The organism is Mesorhizobium sp. B2-1-3A, from assembly GCF_006442655.1.
Classification (GTDB): domain Bacteria; phylum Pseudomonadota; class Alphaproteobacteria; order Rhizobiales; family Rhizobiaceae; genus Mesorhizobium.
This window is the reverse complement of the sequence record NZ_VFWK01000002.1, coordinates 135,766-150,422: the sequence shown is the minus strand read 5'-3', so window position 1 is coordinate 150,422 and position 14,657 is coordinate 135,766. Positions and strand designations below refer to the sequence as shown.

Sequence of the window (14,657 nt, the reverse complement as noted above, 5' to 3'; positions counted from 1 at the left end):
CTGATGCTCGTGTGGATATTGGGTAGCCGGCAAAGGCGTCGAAATTATTGCGCCTCGCGTGGCGTTGCCGCCGGCTGCCTTGCCGGCAGCATTTTCAGGGCCTCGCGCAAGGCCTCGCGGCCGGATGCGAAGGCCAGCGCGACGACGATGGTGATCAGGTAGGCAAGAACGGCGCCGCCGGCCAGGGCGACGACAGGCTGTTGCGGCAGCATCGGTTTGATCAGCCAGACCGCCGCCAGCGCCAGATGCGCGCCGAGCACGAAGGGCGTCGCCGCGCGCAGCACATGACTGGCCCGCAGCGGTCCGCTCTTGCCGACATAAAGCCACAGGAAAGGCGTGCGCAGATATTCGCTCACCGCATAGGCGACCGCCACGCCGAGCGCGCCATAGGGCAGGCCGATCGCGAAGGCGAGCACCGACGTCACCGCGGTGACGATGCCCCAGCGCATGAAGTCGCCAGAGCGGCCCTGGCTGACGAAAAGCCAGCCCGCCGGGTTGTTGAGCGGCTGCAGCAGCCCGGCAAAGCCGAGCGCCAGGAAGATCGAAGCGCTTGCGCGCCACTGCTCGCCGAGCACGAAGGGGATCAGCACATCCGACATGGCGGTAGCAAAGGCGACGCCGGGCAGCGCCACCAAAAGGATCAGCGGCATGACGCGCAGATAGGCGCTGCGATAGCGGTCCGGTTCGTCCTTCAGCCTGGACAGCGCCGGCACCATCACCTTCGACAGCGGATTGGTGATCTGGCTGAGCGGGAACAGAAGCAGCTTGTAGGCGCGGTCGTAAAGGCCGAGTTGCTGCTCGCCCCAGTATTTGCCGATCAGCACATTGTCGAGGTTGCGGGCGAAGAAATTGGCGAAGTTGAAGCCGGTGATGCCGGCGCCGAAATTGATCAGCTCGCCGATGCCCGCGACCTTGCGCGGCATGCCGGGCCGCCACCGCGAGCTTGCCCAGTAGCACAGCGTCGGCAGCACCGCGCCGGTCAGCGTGCCGGCGAACAGCGCCCAGTAGGAACGGTCGATGAAGGTCCAGGCGATCGATACCACCAGCCCGGCGACGGCGCTGGCGACATCGATGATCGCCAGCCGCCCGAACTGCATGCGCCGCGTCAAAAGCGCCAGATGCTGGGCGCCAAGCCCATAGGCCATGATCTGCAGGCCGAACGCGGCCACCAGCCCGGTCACGCGCGGCTCGCTGTAGAAGGCGGCGACCAGCGGCGCCGCGCCCGCCAGCACGCAGGCCAGGATCGCACTGACCGCGACATTGATCCAGAAGAGGTAATTTACCTCCTCGTGCCGGATGCCCGATTTCTGGATCGTCGCCTGGGTCAGGCCGAAATCCTGGAACAGCGCGATGAAGGCCAGCACCGGCGCGCACATCGCCACGACGCCGAAATCCTGCGGTGACAGCAGCCGCGACAGCACGATGACGGATATGATCTGTGTCGCGACCCGCACCGATTGCGACAGGGCGGTCACCACCGCGCCGCGCCCGACCGATTTGCGCAACGAGCCTTCTGGCGGGTCGAATGGATTGGCTTCCAAATTCAGGATTCCTGATCTTTGCGCGGATTCCGGAAATCCGAAATCCACAACCGCCGCCCACCCCAAACTACGGCAATAATTTTGCAGTGCAACAGAAAACGTGGATTTTTGCTACACTGCACCAAAAATGCTGCAATGCAGCATATCTGGATCGGCGCTTGCGCCCGTCCTCGAGGCTAGGCGTGACGGCGCAAGAAGTTACCTCATGGCTAAATGTCGGTCCGCCTGTATCCGTGAACGGTCATGACCAATCTCTCCGACGGAGCCATCGGCTCCCATTTGCCGGCCCAGCGCGGGTCCATGATGGCACCTGCGGCCACCCACAGGTCGAAATACGGCTGCATGGGCTTGTTCGGAAAGGCACCGCCGGTGGTGTCGGCCGGCGTGACGACCGCGGCTTCCTTGCCATCGATGGAAAAGACAACCCGTTTTCCGGCCTCATATTGCAGGCCGAGGCGATATCGTTTGCCTGAAAGGTCGCCAACCAGGATCCATTTTACCCAGACCGCCTTGTGCTGGTTGTCGACGTTCGCCCAGACGGTGAGTTGCAATCCCCTGGTGCCGACGATCTCGAAATCGACCTCCTCATGGGCCTTGTCGTTGAAGATCCAGAGCGGCGCCGCGATCAGCCCTGGCTTCATCGTCGGCAGCGTTACGTCCACCTCCCATTTCGCCGATGCGGATGCGGAATTGCTGCCCGAGATCACCTCGGCGGAGGCTTTCTCGCTGACGGTAAGCTGAAGGGCGCCGTCGACGATTTTGACATTGGCGGCCTTCCAGTCATAGCCTCCAAGCTTGGGCTCGCTCCACTGCGACGGTGCGAAGGGATTGGAGTATTTCCAAAGCTGGAGCTTCACATCGGCCCAGTCGGGAAGCTTGTCGAGGGCGACGTCCCCGCTTCCCGCTACGACGCTCTCGGCCAGTGCCTGGCTGGCGACCGATTGTACCGCCGTGGAGGCGGCCAGAAGCGCCAGGAGTTTTCTGCGTGTGTAATTCATCGGTAGCCTCCATTGGCCGCCTTGCCCTTGTCGGCGGCGACGTACTCGATCCGGCCGTTCGATGCGGCCTTGGCGCCGTGGCGCTGGGCATGCGCCATCTTTGAGGAGTCTTGCAGCCCGGTGAGGCGGTTTTTTGCCACGCCACATCAAAATGTTGCGATGCAACAAAAAAATTCGTTTCGGGTGTCGGCTCGATCCGGGCAGTGAGAATAGGCGGAGTGGTCCCTCTCGATCGGTGGGCCAACGCCCGGGGCAAAAGACCTCTGTTGCGATGCTCGGCGGTGCTCAGGCCGCGGAGGCTGTCGGAATGCCGTGCCCCATTGCACTCTGCGGGTCAGGGGCAAACGGCAATAACACGGGCTTAAGGGATTCAAGCGGCAGGGATTGGGGAGACGAAACGTCTAGGGCAGGATCGATTTGTGCCGGCTGGCGGGCTTTTTCCACCGCGACACGATCGTAGAGCGCATCAAAGAACGCGCCTGCCGGCTCCGCCGCGAACATGACCTCCGCGGTTCTGCGGGCTTCGCGCCGCAGCGGCGCCATCAAGGCCGGTTGCCCGATATACGGCTTCAGCCGTTCGATGGCCAGGCTGGCGAGCCGTTCGACCTCATCGCGGAAATACTGTGCGTATTTCGCCTCCCCGCGCGCGTCGTATCCCGGGCTGGACCAGTCGCCGGTATCGTCGAGCTCCACAGGCAATGAGATCCCGTTGACGCCATCCTCCAGGAATTCCGGCAAGGCGCAGACTTTCGTTCCAAGAACCGGCGTGTGCTCGGACATCGATTCCAGCGCCGAGTAACCGAAAGTGTCGCCAAAGGTGGCGAGGACGCCGAAATGCGAGTTGCGCAGCAATTGCCGCACCTCCTGGTTTGGCAACACCCCGTGATGCCGGACATTCGGCAGTTCGAGCAGCTTGATGTAGGGGTCGAAGAAGCCCGGGCTTGTCGGATCCGTCCATATGTGGCCGCCAACCTGGAGACTGGACACGATGTTCACTCGAATTGGCAGATTTTGCTCGGCTGCCTTTTCCGCGATCTTGACCGCCACGCATCCGCCTTTGCGGCCAAAGTGGGCGCCGATGAATGTCAGCACCAACTCCTCGGCAACGTCTTGCGCCATCGCGTCTTGCGTTGCCGGCACCACGATGTTCGGGTGGCGGACCAGCAGCTTTTTCGTCAGCAGGTCCAGTTCCGGATGGTCGGAGTGCTGGGCGAGCAAACTTCTGCGGGCAAAATGCGACAAGGCGATGATGCGGCGGCAGCCGGGGTTGGTGATCCGCGACATCAGGTAGCGCGCCACCAGCCCACGTTTGCGAAGGGCGAATTGCCGGGGCAGATGGGATTCGAACGACATGATGTATTTGGAGGAATTGACCGGTATCCGGTTGAACGCATGCACCATGTCGACAGACAGGGCAGGTTCGATCAGCGTCACGCCTTCCAGCTTCGACGAGACCAGGTTCAGCGGCAGAAATCGCTGTCGCAAGATCGTATGCCTGGATGTTCGCGGTGTAACAAAACTGGTCGGATACTTATCGTCATAGACGGCAATACGAAGAGCCTTGCTCATACAGCACCACCCGTATCGACACAGTGGCATCAGGGGGTATTCGCAGGCCATTCCAAAGCTGCAGCAGCGCTGCAATCACATACCGCGCTGCAACACAATGCAGGCGCGGATCCCCTAGCCAATCTCCAAAACCCAACTTCCCTGGCAAGAATTCAACATCATTTTTTGTTGCACTGCAATACAATATTTAGGAATTGATTAACCACCATCTCCGCTGCTGGGGGCTTCGCGGCTCGCCCGGTGAGATCGCCATGGTGCCTTGAGATGGGTGAAACTGCCCGAAATTGCTTGCGAGGCGGGCCATATTGTTTCCGCAAGGCGCTACCACGCGGTCATTCTCAAGAGTTGTGGACCGCAAGCGATATGTTTGTGCGGCGCGGCAGAGGTGACTAATTTTGCTACACTGCACCAAAAATGTTGCGATGCAGCAAGAGCTGTACTAGGCTCCCCATGGGTGGGTCAAACAGCGGTCGAGTTTTCATGCTGCATGTCTTGTACCTGGTGCACGATGTCTCCGATCCGGCGGTCCGCCGGCGGATCACAATGCTCAGGACAGGTGGCGCCCAGGTCACCCTGGCGGGCTTCCGCCGCACCGCCACCCCGATTGCCGATATCGAAGGATTGCTGCCGGTTGACCTTGGCGCGACACGCGACGGACGATTCGCCCAGCGCCTGGCGGCGGTCGCAAAAGCGACGGTTTCGCTTCGGGCGAAGCTGAGGGGCACGCCGCGGCCCGATCTCATCATAGCGCGCAACCTGGAAATGCTGGCGCTTGCCCGTCGCGCCGGGTCGGCCTTCGGCGCAAAGGTGCCGATCGTCTATGAATGCCTCGACATCCACCGCCTGGTGCTCCGCGACGATGTCCTCGGCAAGGCCTTGCGCGCCACCGAGCGCCACCTGGCGCGCGACGTGAAGCTGCTGGTGACAAGTTCGCCCGCCTTCATCGCCAATTATTTCAAACCTTTCCGCCAGGTCGCCGCCCCGGTCGAACTGGTCGAGAACAAGTATTTCGAGGCGGCGGCGATCCAGCCTGGCACGGGCGAGGCGATGGAGGGGCCTGTCGCCCCGCCATGGCGGATCGGCTGGTTCGGCGCGCTGCGCTGTCGCCGCTCGCTCAGGCTGCTCGCCGATTTCACGCGCCGCATGGATGGACGTTTCGAGGTCGTGCTGCGCGGCCGTCCGGCGCTCTCGGAATTCCCGGATTTCCATGATTTCGTCGATGCCGAGCCTTATCTGTCGTTTCGTGGACCCTACCGCAACCCGGAGGACATGGCGGCGATCTACCAGGACGTCCATTTCGCCTGGGCGATCGATTTCTTCGAAGAGGGCCAGAATTCGGAATGGCTGCTGCCCAACCGCCTTTATGAAGGCTGTCGCTTCGGGGCGGTGCCGATCTCGATGGGCCATACCGAAACGGGGCGGTTCCTCAGCCAGCAGGATATCGGCGTTCTTCTGCCCCAGCCGACTTCCCAGGCGCTCGAGACCGCGCTTGGCAAGATGGAAGAGCACCGCTTCGGCAGGCTGAAGGCGCGCGTGCTTGCCCATAATCCGAGGACATGGAGCTACGACCGCAGCGACTGCAGGGCGCTGGTCGAAAAATTGCGCCGCCTGACCACCGTGCGCGAACCCCTCGCGGCCGAAGCCATGGCATAGGATGGACATCGCCTGATGACGCAAGCGCTTCCCTCCAGCCTGATCGTGATCCCCTGCCTGAACGAGGCAACCCATATCGGCACGCTGCTCGATCAATTGCGGCCCGCGGCGCAAAGGCTGGGCGCCAGGATCATCGTCGCCGATGGCGGCAGCACCGATGGCACGCTGGCCATTGTCGAGCAGATCGCCGCGAAGGATCCGCGCGTCATCCTGCTTCACAACAAGCGTCGCATCCAGAGCGCGGCGATCAATCTCGCCATTGGCACTTTCGGTGAGGGCGCGGACTATCTGATCCGCATCGACGCGCATGGCGGCTATCCCGACGATTATTGTGACCGGCTGGTTGAGGAAGCACTGGCCACATCAGCGGATTCGGTCGTGGTTTCGATGCTGACCAGCGGCAGCGGCGCGGTACAGAAATCGGTTGCGGCGGCGCAGAATTCGAAACTCGGCACCGGTGGCTCCAAGCATCGCCACCTCTCCGCCGGAGAGTGGGTCGACCATGGCCATCACGCGCTGATGCGGATTTCGGCCTTCCGCGCTGTCGGCGGCTATGACGAGACGTTCAGCCACAATGAGGATGCAGAGCTCGACTATCGGCTGCGGCAAGCCGGCTACAAGATCTGGATGAGCGGCAAGACGCAGATGGTCTATTACCCGCGCGCCTCGCTCAAAGGTCTCTATTTCCAGTATCTCGGTTATGGCCGTGGCCGCGCCAAGAATGTGCTGAAGCACCGCGTCATTCCGAAGGTCCGGCAGATGGTGCCGCTGGCGGTCTTCCCGGTGGTTCTTCTGGCTGCCTTCTCCTTCGTGCATTGGATCGCGGCTGTGCCCTTGCTGGTCTGGGCGGCGGTATGCCTGGGCTACGGCCTGGTGACGGCCATCCGCCAGCGCAATGCCGACATCGCGCTCGCCGGCGTCTCGGCGATGGTCATGCATTTCGGCTGGTCCGTCGGATTCTGGCTGCAGCTTCTCGGCCTCGGCGCGCGACGCGGGGTGGCGTGATGGCGGTTCAGGCCAAGAACCGCAGCATCGACATCGGCGTGTGCACGTTCCGGCGGCCGGAGCTGGCCGATACGTTGCGCTCGCTCGCCGCCATGGAAATGCCGACGGGGTTTGATGTCAGCGTCATCGTCGCCGACAATGACGACACGCCAAGCGCCCAGGCCCTGGTGACGGCGCTGTCGCGGGATTTGAAATTGCCGGTCCGCTACCGGCACGCTCCGGCACGCAACATCTCGGTCGCCCGCAACGCCTGCCTCGATGGCAGCGAGGCGGATTTCCTCGCCTTCATCGACGATGACGAGACTGCCTCGCCCCGTTGGCTGGCCGAACTGGTCGCGACGGCTGAGGACAGCGGCGCAACAGCCGTGCTCGGCCCGGTGCGCGCGCTCTACCGTCCGGATGCGCCCGAATGGATGCGGCGTGGCGATTTCCATTCGACCTTGCCCGTCTGGGTGCGCGGCGAGATCCGCACCGGCTACACCTGCAATGTCCTGCTGCGCATGGGATCGGACAGCTTGCGCGGCCGTCGCTTTAGCCTGGCGCGCGGCCAGACCGGCGGCGAGGACACCGAGTTCTTCGATCAGATGGTCAAGGCCGACGGCCGCATCGCCTTCTCGCAGGACGCCTGGGTGGACGAAGTGGTGCCGCGCTCGAGGGCCGCGTTCGACTGGCTTGGCCGGCGGCGTTTTCGCGTCGGTCAGACGCATGGTCACCTCCTGGGCAGCAATGCGCGCGGCATCGGGCTGATCAAGCATGTCGGCCTTGCCTCCGCAAAAGCAGCCTTTTGTTTCGCCGCGGCACTTCCCGTCGTCGCCAGTCCGGTACGCAGGAACCGCAGCGTGTTGCGCGGCATCATGCATGTCGGTGTCGTCAGCGGTCTTGTCGGCGTCCGCGAAATCCGCCTCTATGGCCAGCCCTCGCCGGGGGAAGGAGGCAAGCGTGCAGCCTGACGTTTCCCCGATCCCCGCCGTTTCAGCCCCCGACGTTTCCGTTGTGATCGCGGCCTACAATGCGGAGGCGACGCTCGACAGGGCGATCGCCAGCGCCATCGCGCAGAAGGATGTCAGCGTCGAGATCATCGTTGTCGACGATCAGTCGCGCGATGCCACGCTCGATGTGGCGCGGGCCTATCCCGGGGACATCGTGCGTGTCGTTGCGCTCGCCAGGAATCGCGGCCCCGGCGGCGCCAGGAATGCCGGCCTCGACGTCGCCCGCGGCAGGTGGATCGCGGTTCTCGATTCCGACGACGCCATCTTTCCCGGCCGTCTCGCCGCCATGATCAACCGCGCCGAAAAAGCCGATGCCCAGATCGCCGTCGACAATCTCCAGGTCATCCGCGAGGACGGTGTGGTCGAGGATGCGATGTTCCCGCGGCAGTATCTGGAAGGCTTGCGCGAAATTTCGCTGGCCACCTACATCGCCGGCAACATCGTCTTCGAATCGAAGTTCAATCTCGGCTACCTCAAGCCGATCTTCCAGCGCCGGTTCCTGGATGAGAACCGGCTTCGCTATGACGAGAAACTGAGGATCGGCGAGGATTATATCCTGTTTGCCGAGGCGCTCGCCAAGGACGGCAGATGCGTGGTCGAGCCCGATATCGGCTACGCCTATCACATTCGCAGCGGCTCCATCTCGCGTGTGCTCGAGCTTCATCATGTCGAAGCGATGCGCAAGGCGGACGCCGTATTCGCTCAAACCCATCAGATGGATGAGGCAGCTCAGGCGGCCTTTGCCCGGCGCGGCCGCAGCCTGCGCAAGGCGGCCTCCTTCCTGGCGATGGTCCAGCACATCAAGGCGCGGTCCCCGCTCAAGGCGATCCGAACGGCGCTCAGCGACCCGGCGGCGGTCAGGCATATGGGCATGCCGATCGCCGTGCGGTTGCGACGAGTAGCGGCACAATTTGCCGTGGGGGTGGGGAGGTGAAGATGCAGGCACATGGAGGGATTTTTCGTGGCCTGTGAAGGAACTGCAGTCGATCTCCTCAGAAGGAATTTGCGATGAAGAAAATCAGGAAGGCCGTGATACCGGTGGCGGGGCTTGGAACACGGTTCCTGCCGGCGACCAAGTCGATGCCGAAGGAAATGCTTCCCGTGGTCGACAGGCCTGTCGTGCAATATGCGGTGGACGAGGCCTTCGAAGCCGGCATCGAGCACATCGTGTTCGTGACCGGCCGCAACAAGGCGGTCATCGAGGACTATTTCGACCTGCATCCGGAATTGATCGGCACGCTGGAGCAGACCGGCAAGAAGACCCAGCTGGAGGCGCTCGAAAGCATGCTGCCTGTGGCTGGCGCCACCTCCTTCATCCGCCAGCAGTCGCCGCAAGGCCTCGGCCACGCCGTCTGGTGCGCCCGCGAAGTCATCGGCAACGAGCCTTTCGCCCTGCTTCTGCCCGACATGGTCTCCTTCGGCGGGCGCGGCTGCCTGGCCGAGATCACCGATCTCTACGCCGAGACGGGCGGCAATGTGATCGCCGTCGAACGCTGCGATCCGAGCGAAACCAACAAATACGGCATTGTCGGTCGCGGCGCCGAGATCGGCGGCGGTTTCGAGGTTACGGCCATGGTCGAGAAGCCGGCCCCGGCCAACGCGCCGTCGAATTTCTACATCAACGGCCGCTACATCCTGCAGCCCGAGATATTCGCGCTGCTGGGCAATCAGCAGCGTGGCGCCGGCAACGAGATCCAGCTGACCGACGCCATGGTCCGCCTGTCGAGGGACCAGCCGTTCTTTGCCCAGCCTTTCCTGGGCCGCATGTTCGACTGCGGGTCCAAGGAAGGGTTCATCCAGGCCAACATCGCCTTCGCGCTGGCACGCAACGACATGAAGGGTCCGGTTTTCGAGATGCTTCAGGAGTTCGTCCGGTCGCATGAACGCCAGGAAGAAGCCGCATAATGCCCATCTTTCGGGAGCATTGTCACATGACTGTTGGCGAGGGACTGGCAGGTTCCTCGCTGATTGGCATGAGGCTTGCGTTGCCCACGGCAATGCTCCCGGCCATCGAGGCAACTGCAAGCCAAGGCACGATCCCGGAAAGTCAGTCCCGGTTTTCGGAAAAGATTGTGCCCAAACAAAGAGATAGAGCCTAAACCCGATGATCGGGACGCGACAGGCTCTGGGATTGGACCGACGATGAACTATGCCAACTTTCCTCTCGACAAGAGGATGCCATTGCCGAATTCGGATGCAGGAGGCGGCGAAGACTTCATCGATATCGAGCGTCTGCTTGGCATGGCTGCGCGGCAGGCCAAGGTGGTTGCCGTGTGCGCCGCCATCGGTCTTTTCCTAGGCATGCTCTATCTGCAGACCACGCCGCCCAAATTTGTGTCGGTCTCGAGCGTGCTGATCGACGAGGGCCTGAACAAGATCGTCGACGACATTTCGGCGGCGTCGACCACCATGCAGACCGATTCCGCCATTTTGAGCCAGATCGAGATATTGACCTCGACGCGGCTTGCCGCGGTGGTCGTCGACAAGCTCAAGCTCGACCAGAACGATGCCTTCATGAACCCGCCGCAGTCGGCACTTGCCCAGGGCGTCGGCCTGATCCGCGGCCTGATCCAGTATGTCCGCCCCAGCCCTCCCATGCCGGGCCTTGGTGACATCAGCAAACTCGACCCGGCCGCCCGCGATGCGTTGATTGCCGCGTCACGCCGCGACTACGCCATCCTCAAGCTGCAGAACGAAATCCGGGCGGATCGTGTCGGACGAAGCTATGTCATCGCGCTTGGCTATCAGGCGACGGATCCGGGACTGGCGACCGCGATCACCAAGGCCTATGCCGACGCCTATCTTGCCGATCAGCTCGACGCCAGCTTCGACGCCACCGAGCGCGCAGCGGTTTGGCTGCAGGGCCGGCTGACGGAACTGCGCGAGAGTTCGCAGCAGGCATCGCTCGCGGTCGAGAAATTCAGGGCCGAGCACGGCCTGTCCGCCAACAGCGATGGCCAGCTGATGAGCGACAAGCAGCTTGCCGACCTCAACGCCCAGCTGATCGTGGCGCAGGCCGACACGGCTCGCGCCAGCGCCCGCTACCAGCAGTACAAGTCGATTGTCGATAGCGGCTCCGAGAACGCCTTCAAGGACGCGGCCATATCGGCCGACCAGCCGAGCAGTTCGGTCATTTCGGCGCTCAAGACCCGCTACCTCACCGTCGCCAAGCGGCAGCAGGACGTCGAGGCGAATTTCGGTCCCGAACATCCGCAGGCGGTCGCGCTTGCCAAGGAAAAGGCCGACATATCGGCGCAGATATTCGGCGAGCTGAAGCAGCTCACCGAAAGCTATCGCAACGAATATGAAGTGGCGCTGGCGCGCGAGACCGCGCTCCGGGCCAATGTCGCCGCCGCACAGGGCAAGAGCTCCATCGACAACCAGTCGCAGGTCCAGTTGCGCGACCTCGACCAGAAGGCGACGGCGCTCACGACCCTCTACCAGACGTTCCTCGGCCGCTACGAGGAAGCCGCGCAGCAGCAATCCTTCCCGGTAGGCAAGATCCGCATCATCTCGGACGCTTCGACACCGCTCTCCGCCTCGAGCCCGCGTACCATGGTCGTGCTCGGGCTGTCGCTCGTGCTCGGTGTGCTGATGGGCGCCGGCTTCGGCGGCCTCAACGAATTCAACGAGCGGTTTTTCCGGACCGGTGAGGAGGTGCGCGACCGCGTCGGTCTCAAATTCCTCGGCTACCTGCCGACCATCGGCAGCAAACCCGCCAAGGACGACAAGCCGGCCGAGGCTCAGCCGGATGCCAAGGCAGCCAGATCGCCGGCCGCCATTGAAAGGCGGGCGCGAATGAGGGTGAGCATCGACGCTCCGGCATCGATGTTTGCCGAAACGCTGCGCAGCGCCAAGATCGCCTTCGACGTCGTGATGGAAGGACAAGGCAGCCGCGTCATCGGCGTCATCTCCGTGCTTCCCGGCGAAGGCAAGTCGACGGTGGCGGCCAATCTCGCCGGGCTGCTTGCCGCCAACGGCGCCAAGACGCTGCTCATCGACGGCGATTTGCGCAATCCCGGTCTCAGCCGCAGCCTCGGCATGGAGGCCGAACAAGGCCTGATGGAAGCGGTGGTGAGCGGTCAGACATGGCAATCCGTCGGCAAGATCGACAGGCAGACCAAGCTTGCCATCATTCCGGCCGTGTTGCGTGGGCACTTCTCGCACACGAGCGAGCTGCTTTCCTCGGCCGGAATGCGGCGCTTCATCGATAATGCCAAGGAGACGTTCGAATACATCGTCGTCGATCTGCCGCCGCTCGGGCCGGTGGTCGACGCCAAGGCCTTCGCGCCACTCGTCGACGGCTTCGTGCTCGTCACCGAATGGGGCCGCACGCCGCGCGCCATGGTGCGGTCGATGCTGGAATCCGAGCCCTATGTCGCCAACAAGATCGTCGGGGCGGTGCTGAACAAGGTCGATCTGAAGAAGCTCGCCAAATACGGGTCGTTTGGGGCGTCGGAGAAATTCTTCGACAAATATTCGACCTACTATCTCGACAAGTCGGAAGTCCGCAGCAAGGCGCCGGTCTAGGGCATTTCGCCGTTTCACGGAAACGGCGAACCGCTCTAACTCTTTGTTTTGATGCAATTCCCAGGGGAGGGCGCTACACGCTTTTCCTGGGAGCCTGATCAGGAGAAGATCAGCCGGCCCTGCTTGTCGGCGATCCTGACCGCCGTCAGGCGGCCGCTCTGGAAGGCGGCGGTGTCGATGCCCAGCCTGCGTCCCTCAAGTCTCGGGATGTCCACCGGCGTGTGGCCATGCACCACCCAGCGGTCGAGCAGATGCGCCGCGTCGAAGAAATCCGAACGGATGTGCAGGAGGTCACGGTCGTCCTGCGCCGCGAGGTCGACGCCCGGCCTGATGCCGGCATGGACGAAGACGAATTTTCTCGAGCGGACCATGATCGGCAGCCCACGCAGGAAGCTGACATGCTCGGCCGGGATGACATCCCTTATGTGCCGGTCGATCTCCGCGCTTCTTTCGTAAAGACCGGCCAGCCGCTGCGGGTCGAGGCTATAGGAGAACAGGGTTTGCAGGCCACCTGCCGCCAACCAGGGTTCGCGTGACAGATTGCCGTCGAGATAATGCAGCATGGCCACCTCGTGATTGCCCGCGAGGCAGATGCGCTGGAACCCCTTCGGCGGCGGCGCAAGGAGATGGTCGAGCACCCGCGCCGATTGCGGCCCACGGTCGATATAGTCGCCGAGCATGATGATGATCTTGCGGCCCTGGAAGCGCAAGGAATCGAGCAGGATCTTCTGCTCCAGCGAGCGCAGCTCCCTGTAGCAGCCATGCACGTCGCCGATCGCATAGACGGTGGTGTCCTGCAGGTCGATATCGAGGCGTGCACGCGCCGCCATCCGGGGTTTTCGCTGAAACAGGTTCACTGGCGAAGGCTCTCGATATCGAAAAGCGGACAGTCATGCACAAAACATGACTGTCTGTTATCACGCGTGAAGCGGAGCGTGCCAAGAGGCTAATTTACGATCCCGAAGCGGAATCCGGATGTCGGAAAGATCGTGCCGCGCCAGACGGATAGGGCGTGCCGGGCCGGCTGGGTGTGTTGACGCCACGGGCGCAATTCCGGCAAAGGTGCGAGGCGATTTTCCCGGGAAAATCGCGTAGCGCTTTCCCCGGGGAACTGCGTCAGGATAAAGAGATGGATCGGTTCGCCGTTTCTGCGAAAACGAGAACCGATCTGGCCTCTAGGCGGCCTTGAGCCGGTAGCGGAAAACCGTGTGGTCGAGCAGCAGACGGATGCGCGGCTCGGCCTCGGTCGCCACCAGCCAGCTTGCCGCGATCATGGTCGCGCCGACGATCGCCATCGACGGGAGATAAGGCGCACCAGCGCGGACCATCGCCCCAAGCATTGCCGCGCCGACGACATCGTGGATCAGATAGAGCGGATAGGTCATCAGGCCGATCCGGCGCCAGCCGCTCCAGCCGAGGTCGAGCCGCAACGACCATGCCATCAAGGCTATAGCGACGAGGAAGATCAGGATTGGCGGCGCATAGGGCATCACGGCATTGACCTTGATGCTGTGGACGTCGACCGAACTGGCGATCTGCAGCACGCCGCCGCCAAGGAACAACAGGCAGAAGCCAAGGCGGGAAGGCGTCAGCGCCTTGAACCGCATCAGCCAGAGCAGCACGCCCACCGCGAAGAAGCAGCCATGGTGCACCAGGGTAAGCTGCAGCCAGCGCGTCTCGGCGAAGTCGGACCAGTCGAAGAGATAATAGAGGCACCAGAACAGCGTGCTGACAAGGCCGATGGCGATGGCGACCATTTCCATCAGATGGAAGCGGCCGAGCCGCAGCAGGACCCAGACGATGGCGTAGAAGGCGATCTCGATGCCGAGCGTCCAGTAGACACTGTCCACCCATGGGCCATAAGGCGCGAACAGGCCGGTGCGGACGAGCCTGACCACCGCATCGGTCGGCCAGCTCAGGCCGATGAGCAGCAAGAGCAACGCTGTGATCGGCGCGCAGATCCACACCGCCGGCGCCAGCCTTTTGAATCTTGCCTCGAAAAACCGCAGCGGCGTCGATTTCTCGGCGCTGAAGGCGATCACGAAGCCGCTGATGACGAAGAAGACCTCGACGCCGACCCAGCCGGACCCGACCCAGGCGCCTATCGCTGGCTGCGCCGGCACGCCGCCCGTGGCCTGTGCCGAAATGCCATCGGGATAGGCCCACACCCAGAAGCCATAGTGGTAGATCATGACGAGCACGGCGGCGAGAAACCGCAGGATGTCGACGCCGCCGAACGTAATTTTTTGCTGAGCCATACCGCATCGCCGGATGGCCCCCCACCCGTCACTGTAGGGTGGCTTGCTGCATTGCACAATAAAAGTATTGCTTGCCGATCAGGATAGGCCGACCGGCAAGGAAGGACGGCGCGA

General features: G+C 62.9%; 12 protein-coding genes. 6 read left to right on the top strand and 6 right to left on the bottom strand.

The window, feature by feature from the left end; translation table 11 throughout:
* Nucleotides 1-44: 44 nt before the first annotated feature.
* The 4 genes from FJ977_RS07295 to FJ977_RS07285 all read right to left on the bottom strand — a co-directional run bounded on the left by FJ977_RS07295 (nucleotide 45) and on the right by FJ977_RS07285 (nucleotide 4,108).
* A complete protein-coding gene (locus FJ977_RS07295; RefSeq protein ID WP_140769995.1) occupies nucleotides 45-1,541 on the bottom strand; it encodes a lipopolysaccharide biosynthesis protein in 1,497 nt (498 codons plus the stop codon).
* Between the two features lie 209 nt (nucleotides 1,542-1,750).
* Nucleotides 1,751-2,539: a family 16 glycosylhydrolase gene (locus FJ977_RS07290; protein ID WP_181179695.1), complete on the bottom strand. Its 789-nt coding sequence runs from the start codon at nucleotides 2,537-2,539 to the stop codon at nucleotides 1,751-1,753.
* Entirely contained in the window at nucleotides 2,536-2,679 is a 144-nt protein-coding gene (locus tag FJ977_RS35705; protein ID WP_181179693.1) for a hypothetical protein, read from the bottom strand. The genes FJ977_RS07290 and FJ977_RS35705 overlap by 4 nt, the downstream gene beginning before the upstream one ends.
* Nucleotides 2,680-2,824: 145 nt before the next feature.
* Entirely contained in the window at nucleotides 2,825-4,108 is a 1,284-nt protein-coding gene (locus FJ977_RS07285; protein WP_181179691.1) for a glycosyltransferase family 4 protein, read from the bottom strand.
* A 480-nt stretch (nucleotides 4,109-4,588) separates the two neighbouring features.
* Here FJ977_RS07285 and FJ977_RS07280 point away from each other — a divergent pair, with 480 nt between their 5' ends.
* The 6 genes from FJ977_RS07280 to FJ977_RS07255 all read left to right on the top strand — a co-directional run bounded on the left by FJ977_RS07280 (nucleotide 4,589) and on the right by FJ977_RS07255 (nucleotide 12,285).
* Nucleotides 4,589-5,761 (top strand): glycosyltransferase family 4 protein, encoded by a 1,173-nt coding sequence (locus FJ977_RS07280; protein ID WP_140769989.1) that lies wholly within the window; start codon nucleotides 4,589-4,591, stop codon nucleotides 5,759-5,761.
* Between the two features lie 15 nt (nucleotides 5,762-5,776).
* Complete coding sequence (locus tag FJ977_RS07275) at nucleotides 5,777-6,766, top strand: glycosyltransferase family 2 protein (protein WP_140769987.1); 990 nt, start codon at nucleotides 5,777-5,779, stop codon at nucleotides 6,764-6,766.
* Nucleotides 6,766-7,716, top strand: a complete 951-nt coding sequence (locus FJ977_RS07270) for a glycosyltransferase family 2 protein (RefSeq protein ID WP_140769986.1) — start codon at nucleotides 6,766-6,768, stop codon at nucleotides 7,714-7,716. The genes FJ977_RS07275 and FJ977_RS07270 overlap by 1 nt, the downstream gene beginning before the upstream one ends.
* The gene (locus FJ977_RS07265; protein WP_140769984.1) at nucleotides 7,706-8,689 is read left to right on the top strand and encodes a glycosyltransferase family 2 protein; all 984 of its coding nucleotides are present in this window, start codon (nucleotides 7,706-7,708) and stop codon (nucleotides 8,687-8,689) included. Before FJ977_RS07270 ends, FJ977_RS07265 begins: the two co-directional genes overlap by 11 nt.
* Before the next feature lie 74 nt (nucleotides 8,690-8,763).
* Complete coding sequence (locus FJ977_RS07260; RefSeq protein ID WP_056569474.1) at nucleotides 8,764-9,660, top strand: UTP--glucose-1-phosphate uridylyltransferase; 897 nt, start codon at nucleotides 8,764-8,766, stop codon at nucleotides 9,658-9,660.
* A 237-nt stretch (nucleotides 9,661-9,897) separates the two neighbouring features.
* The gene (locus tag FJ977_RS07255; RefSeq protein WP_140769982.1) at nucleotides 9,898-12,285 is read left to right on the top strand and encodes a polysaccharide biosynthesis tyrosine autokinase; all 2,388 of its coding nucleotides are present in this window, start codon (nucleotides 9,898-9,900) and stop codon (nucleotides 12,283-12,285) included.
* A gap of 98 nt (nucleotides 12,286-12,383) precedes the next feature.
* On the opposite strand, the gene FJ977_RS07250 is transcribed toward FJ977_RS07255, so the two are convergent.
* Nucleotides 12,384-13,115 carry a metallophosphoesterase gene (locus FJ977_RS07250; RefSeq protein ID WP_246682843.1) on the bottom strand — a complete coding sequence of 244 codons (732 nt, stop codon included), beginning with the start codon at nucleotides 13,113-13,115 and terminating at the stop codon, nucleotides 12,384-12,386.
* A gap of 345 nt (nucleotides 13,116-13,460) precedes the next feature.
* Nucleotides 13,461-14,543: an acyltransferase gene (locus FJ977_RS07245; RefSeq protein WP_140769979.1), complete on the bottom strand. Its 1,083-nt coding sequence runs from the start codon at nucleotides 14,541-14,543 to the stop codon at nucleotides 13,461-13,463.
* Nucleotides 14,544-14,657: the final 114 nt, after the last annotated feature.

What these genes read in the sequence shown, in the direction of transcription:
- FJ977_RS07255 (WP_140769982.1), top strand. Translation starts at nt 9,898, where the DNA reads ATGAACTATGCCAACTTTCCTCTCGACAAGAGGATGCCATTGCCGAAT.
- FJ977_RS07245 (WP_140769979.1), bottom strand. Translation starts at nt 14,543, where the DNA reads ATGGCTCAGCAAAAAATTACGTTCGGCGGCGTCGACATCCTGCGGTTT.
- FJ977_RS07275 (WP_140769987.1), top strand. Translation starts at nt 5,777, where the DNA reads ATGACGCAAGCGCTTCCCTCCAGCCTGATCGTGATCCCCTGCCTGAAC.
- FJ977_RS07290 (WP_181179695.1), bottom strand. Translation starts at nt 2,539, where the DNA reads ATGAATTACACACGCAGAAAACTCCTGGCGCTTCTGGCCGCCTCCACG.
- FJ977_RS07250 (WP_246682843.1), bottom strand. Translation starts at nt 13,115, where the DNA reads ATGGCGGCGCGTGCACGCCTCGATATCGACCTGCAGGACACCACCGTC.
- FJ977_RS07260 (WP_056569474.1), top strand. Translation starts at nt 8,764, where the DNA reads ATGAAGAAAATCAGGAAGGCCGTGATACCGGTGGCGGGGCTTGGAACA.
- FJ977_RS07270 (WP_140769986.1), top strand. Translation starts at nt 6,766, where the DNA reads ATGGCGGTTCAGGCCAAGAACCGCAGCATCGACATCGGCGTGTGCACG.
- FJ977_RS07280 (WP_140769989.1), top strand. Translation starts at nt 4,589, where the DNA reads ATGCTGCATGTCTTGTACCTGGTGCACGATGTCTCCGATCCGGCGGTC.
- FJ977_RS07285 (WP_181179691.1), bottom strand. Translation starts at nt 4,108, where the DNA reads ATGAGCAAGGCTCTTCGTATTGCCGTCTATGACGATAAGTATCCGACC.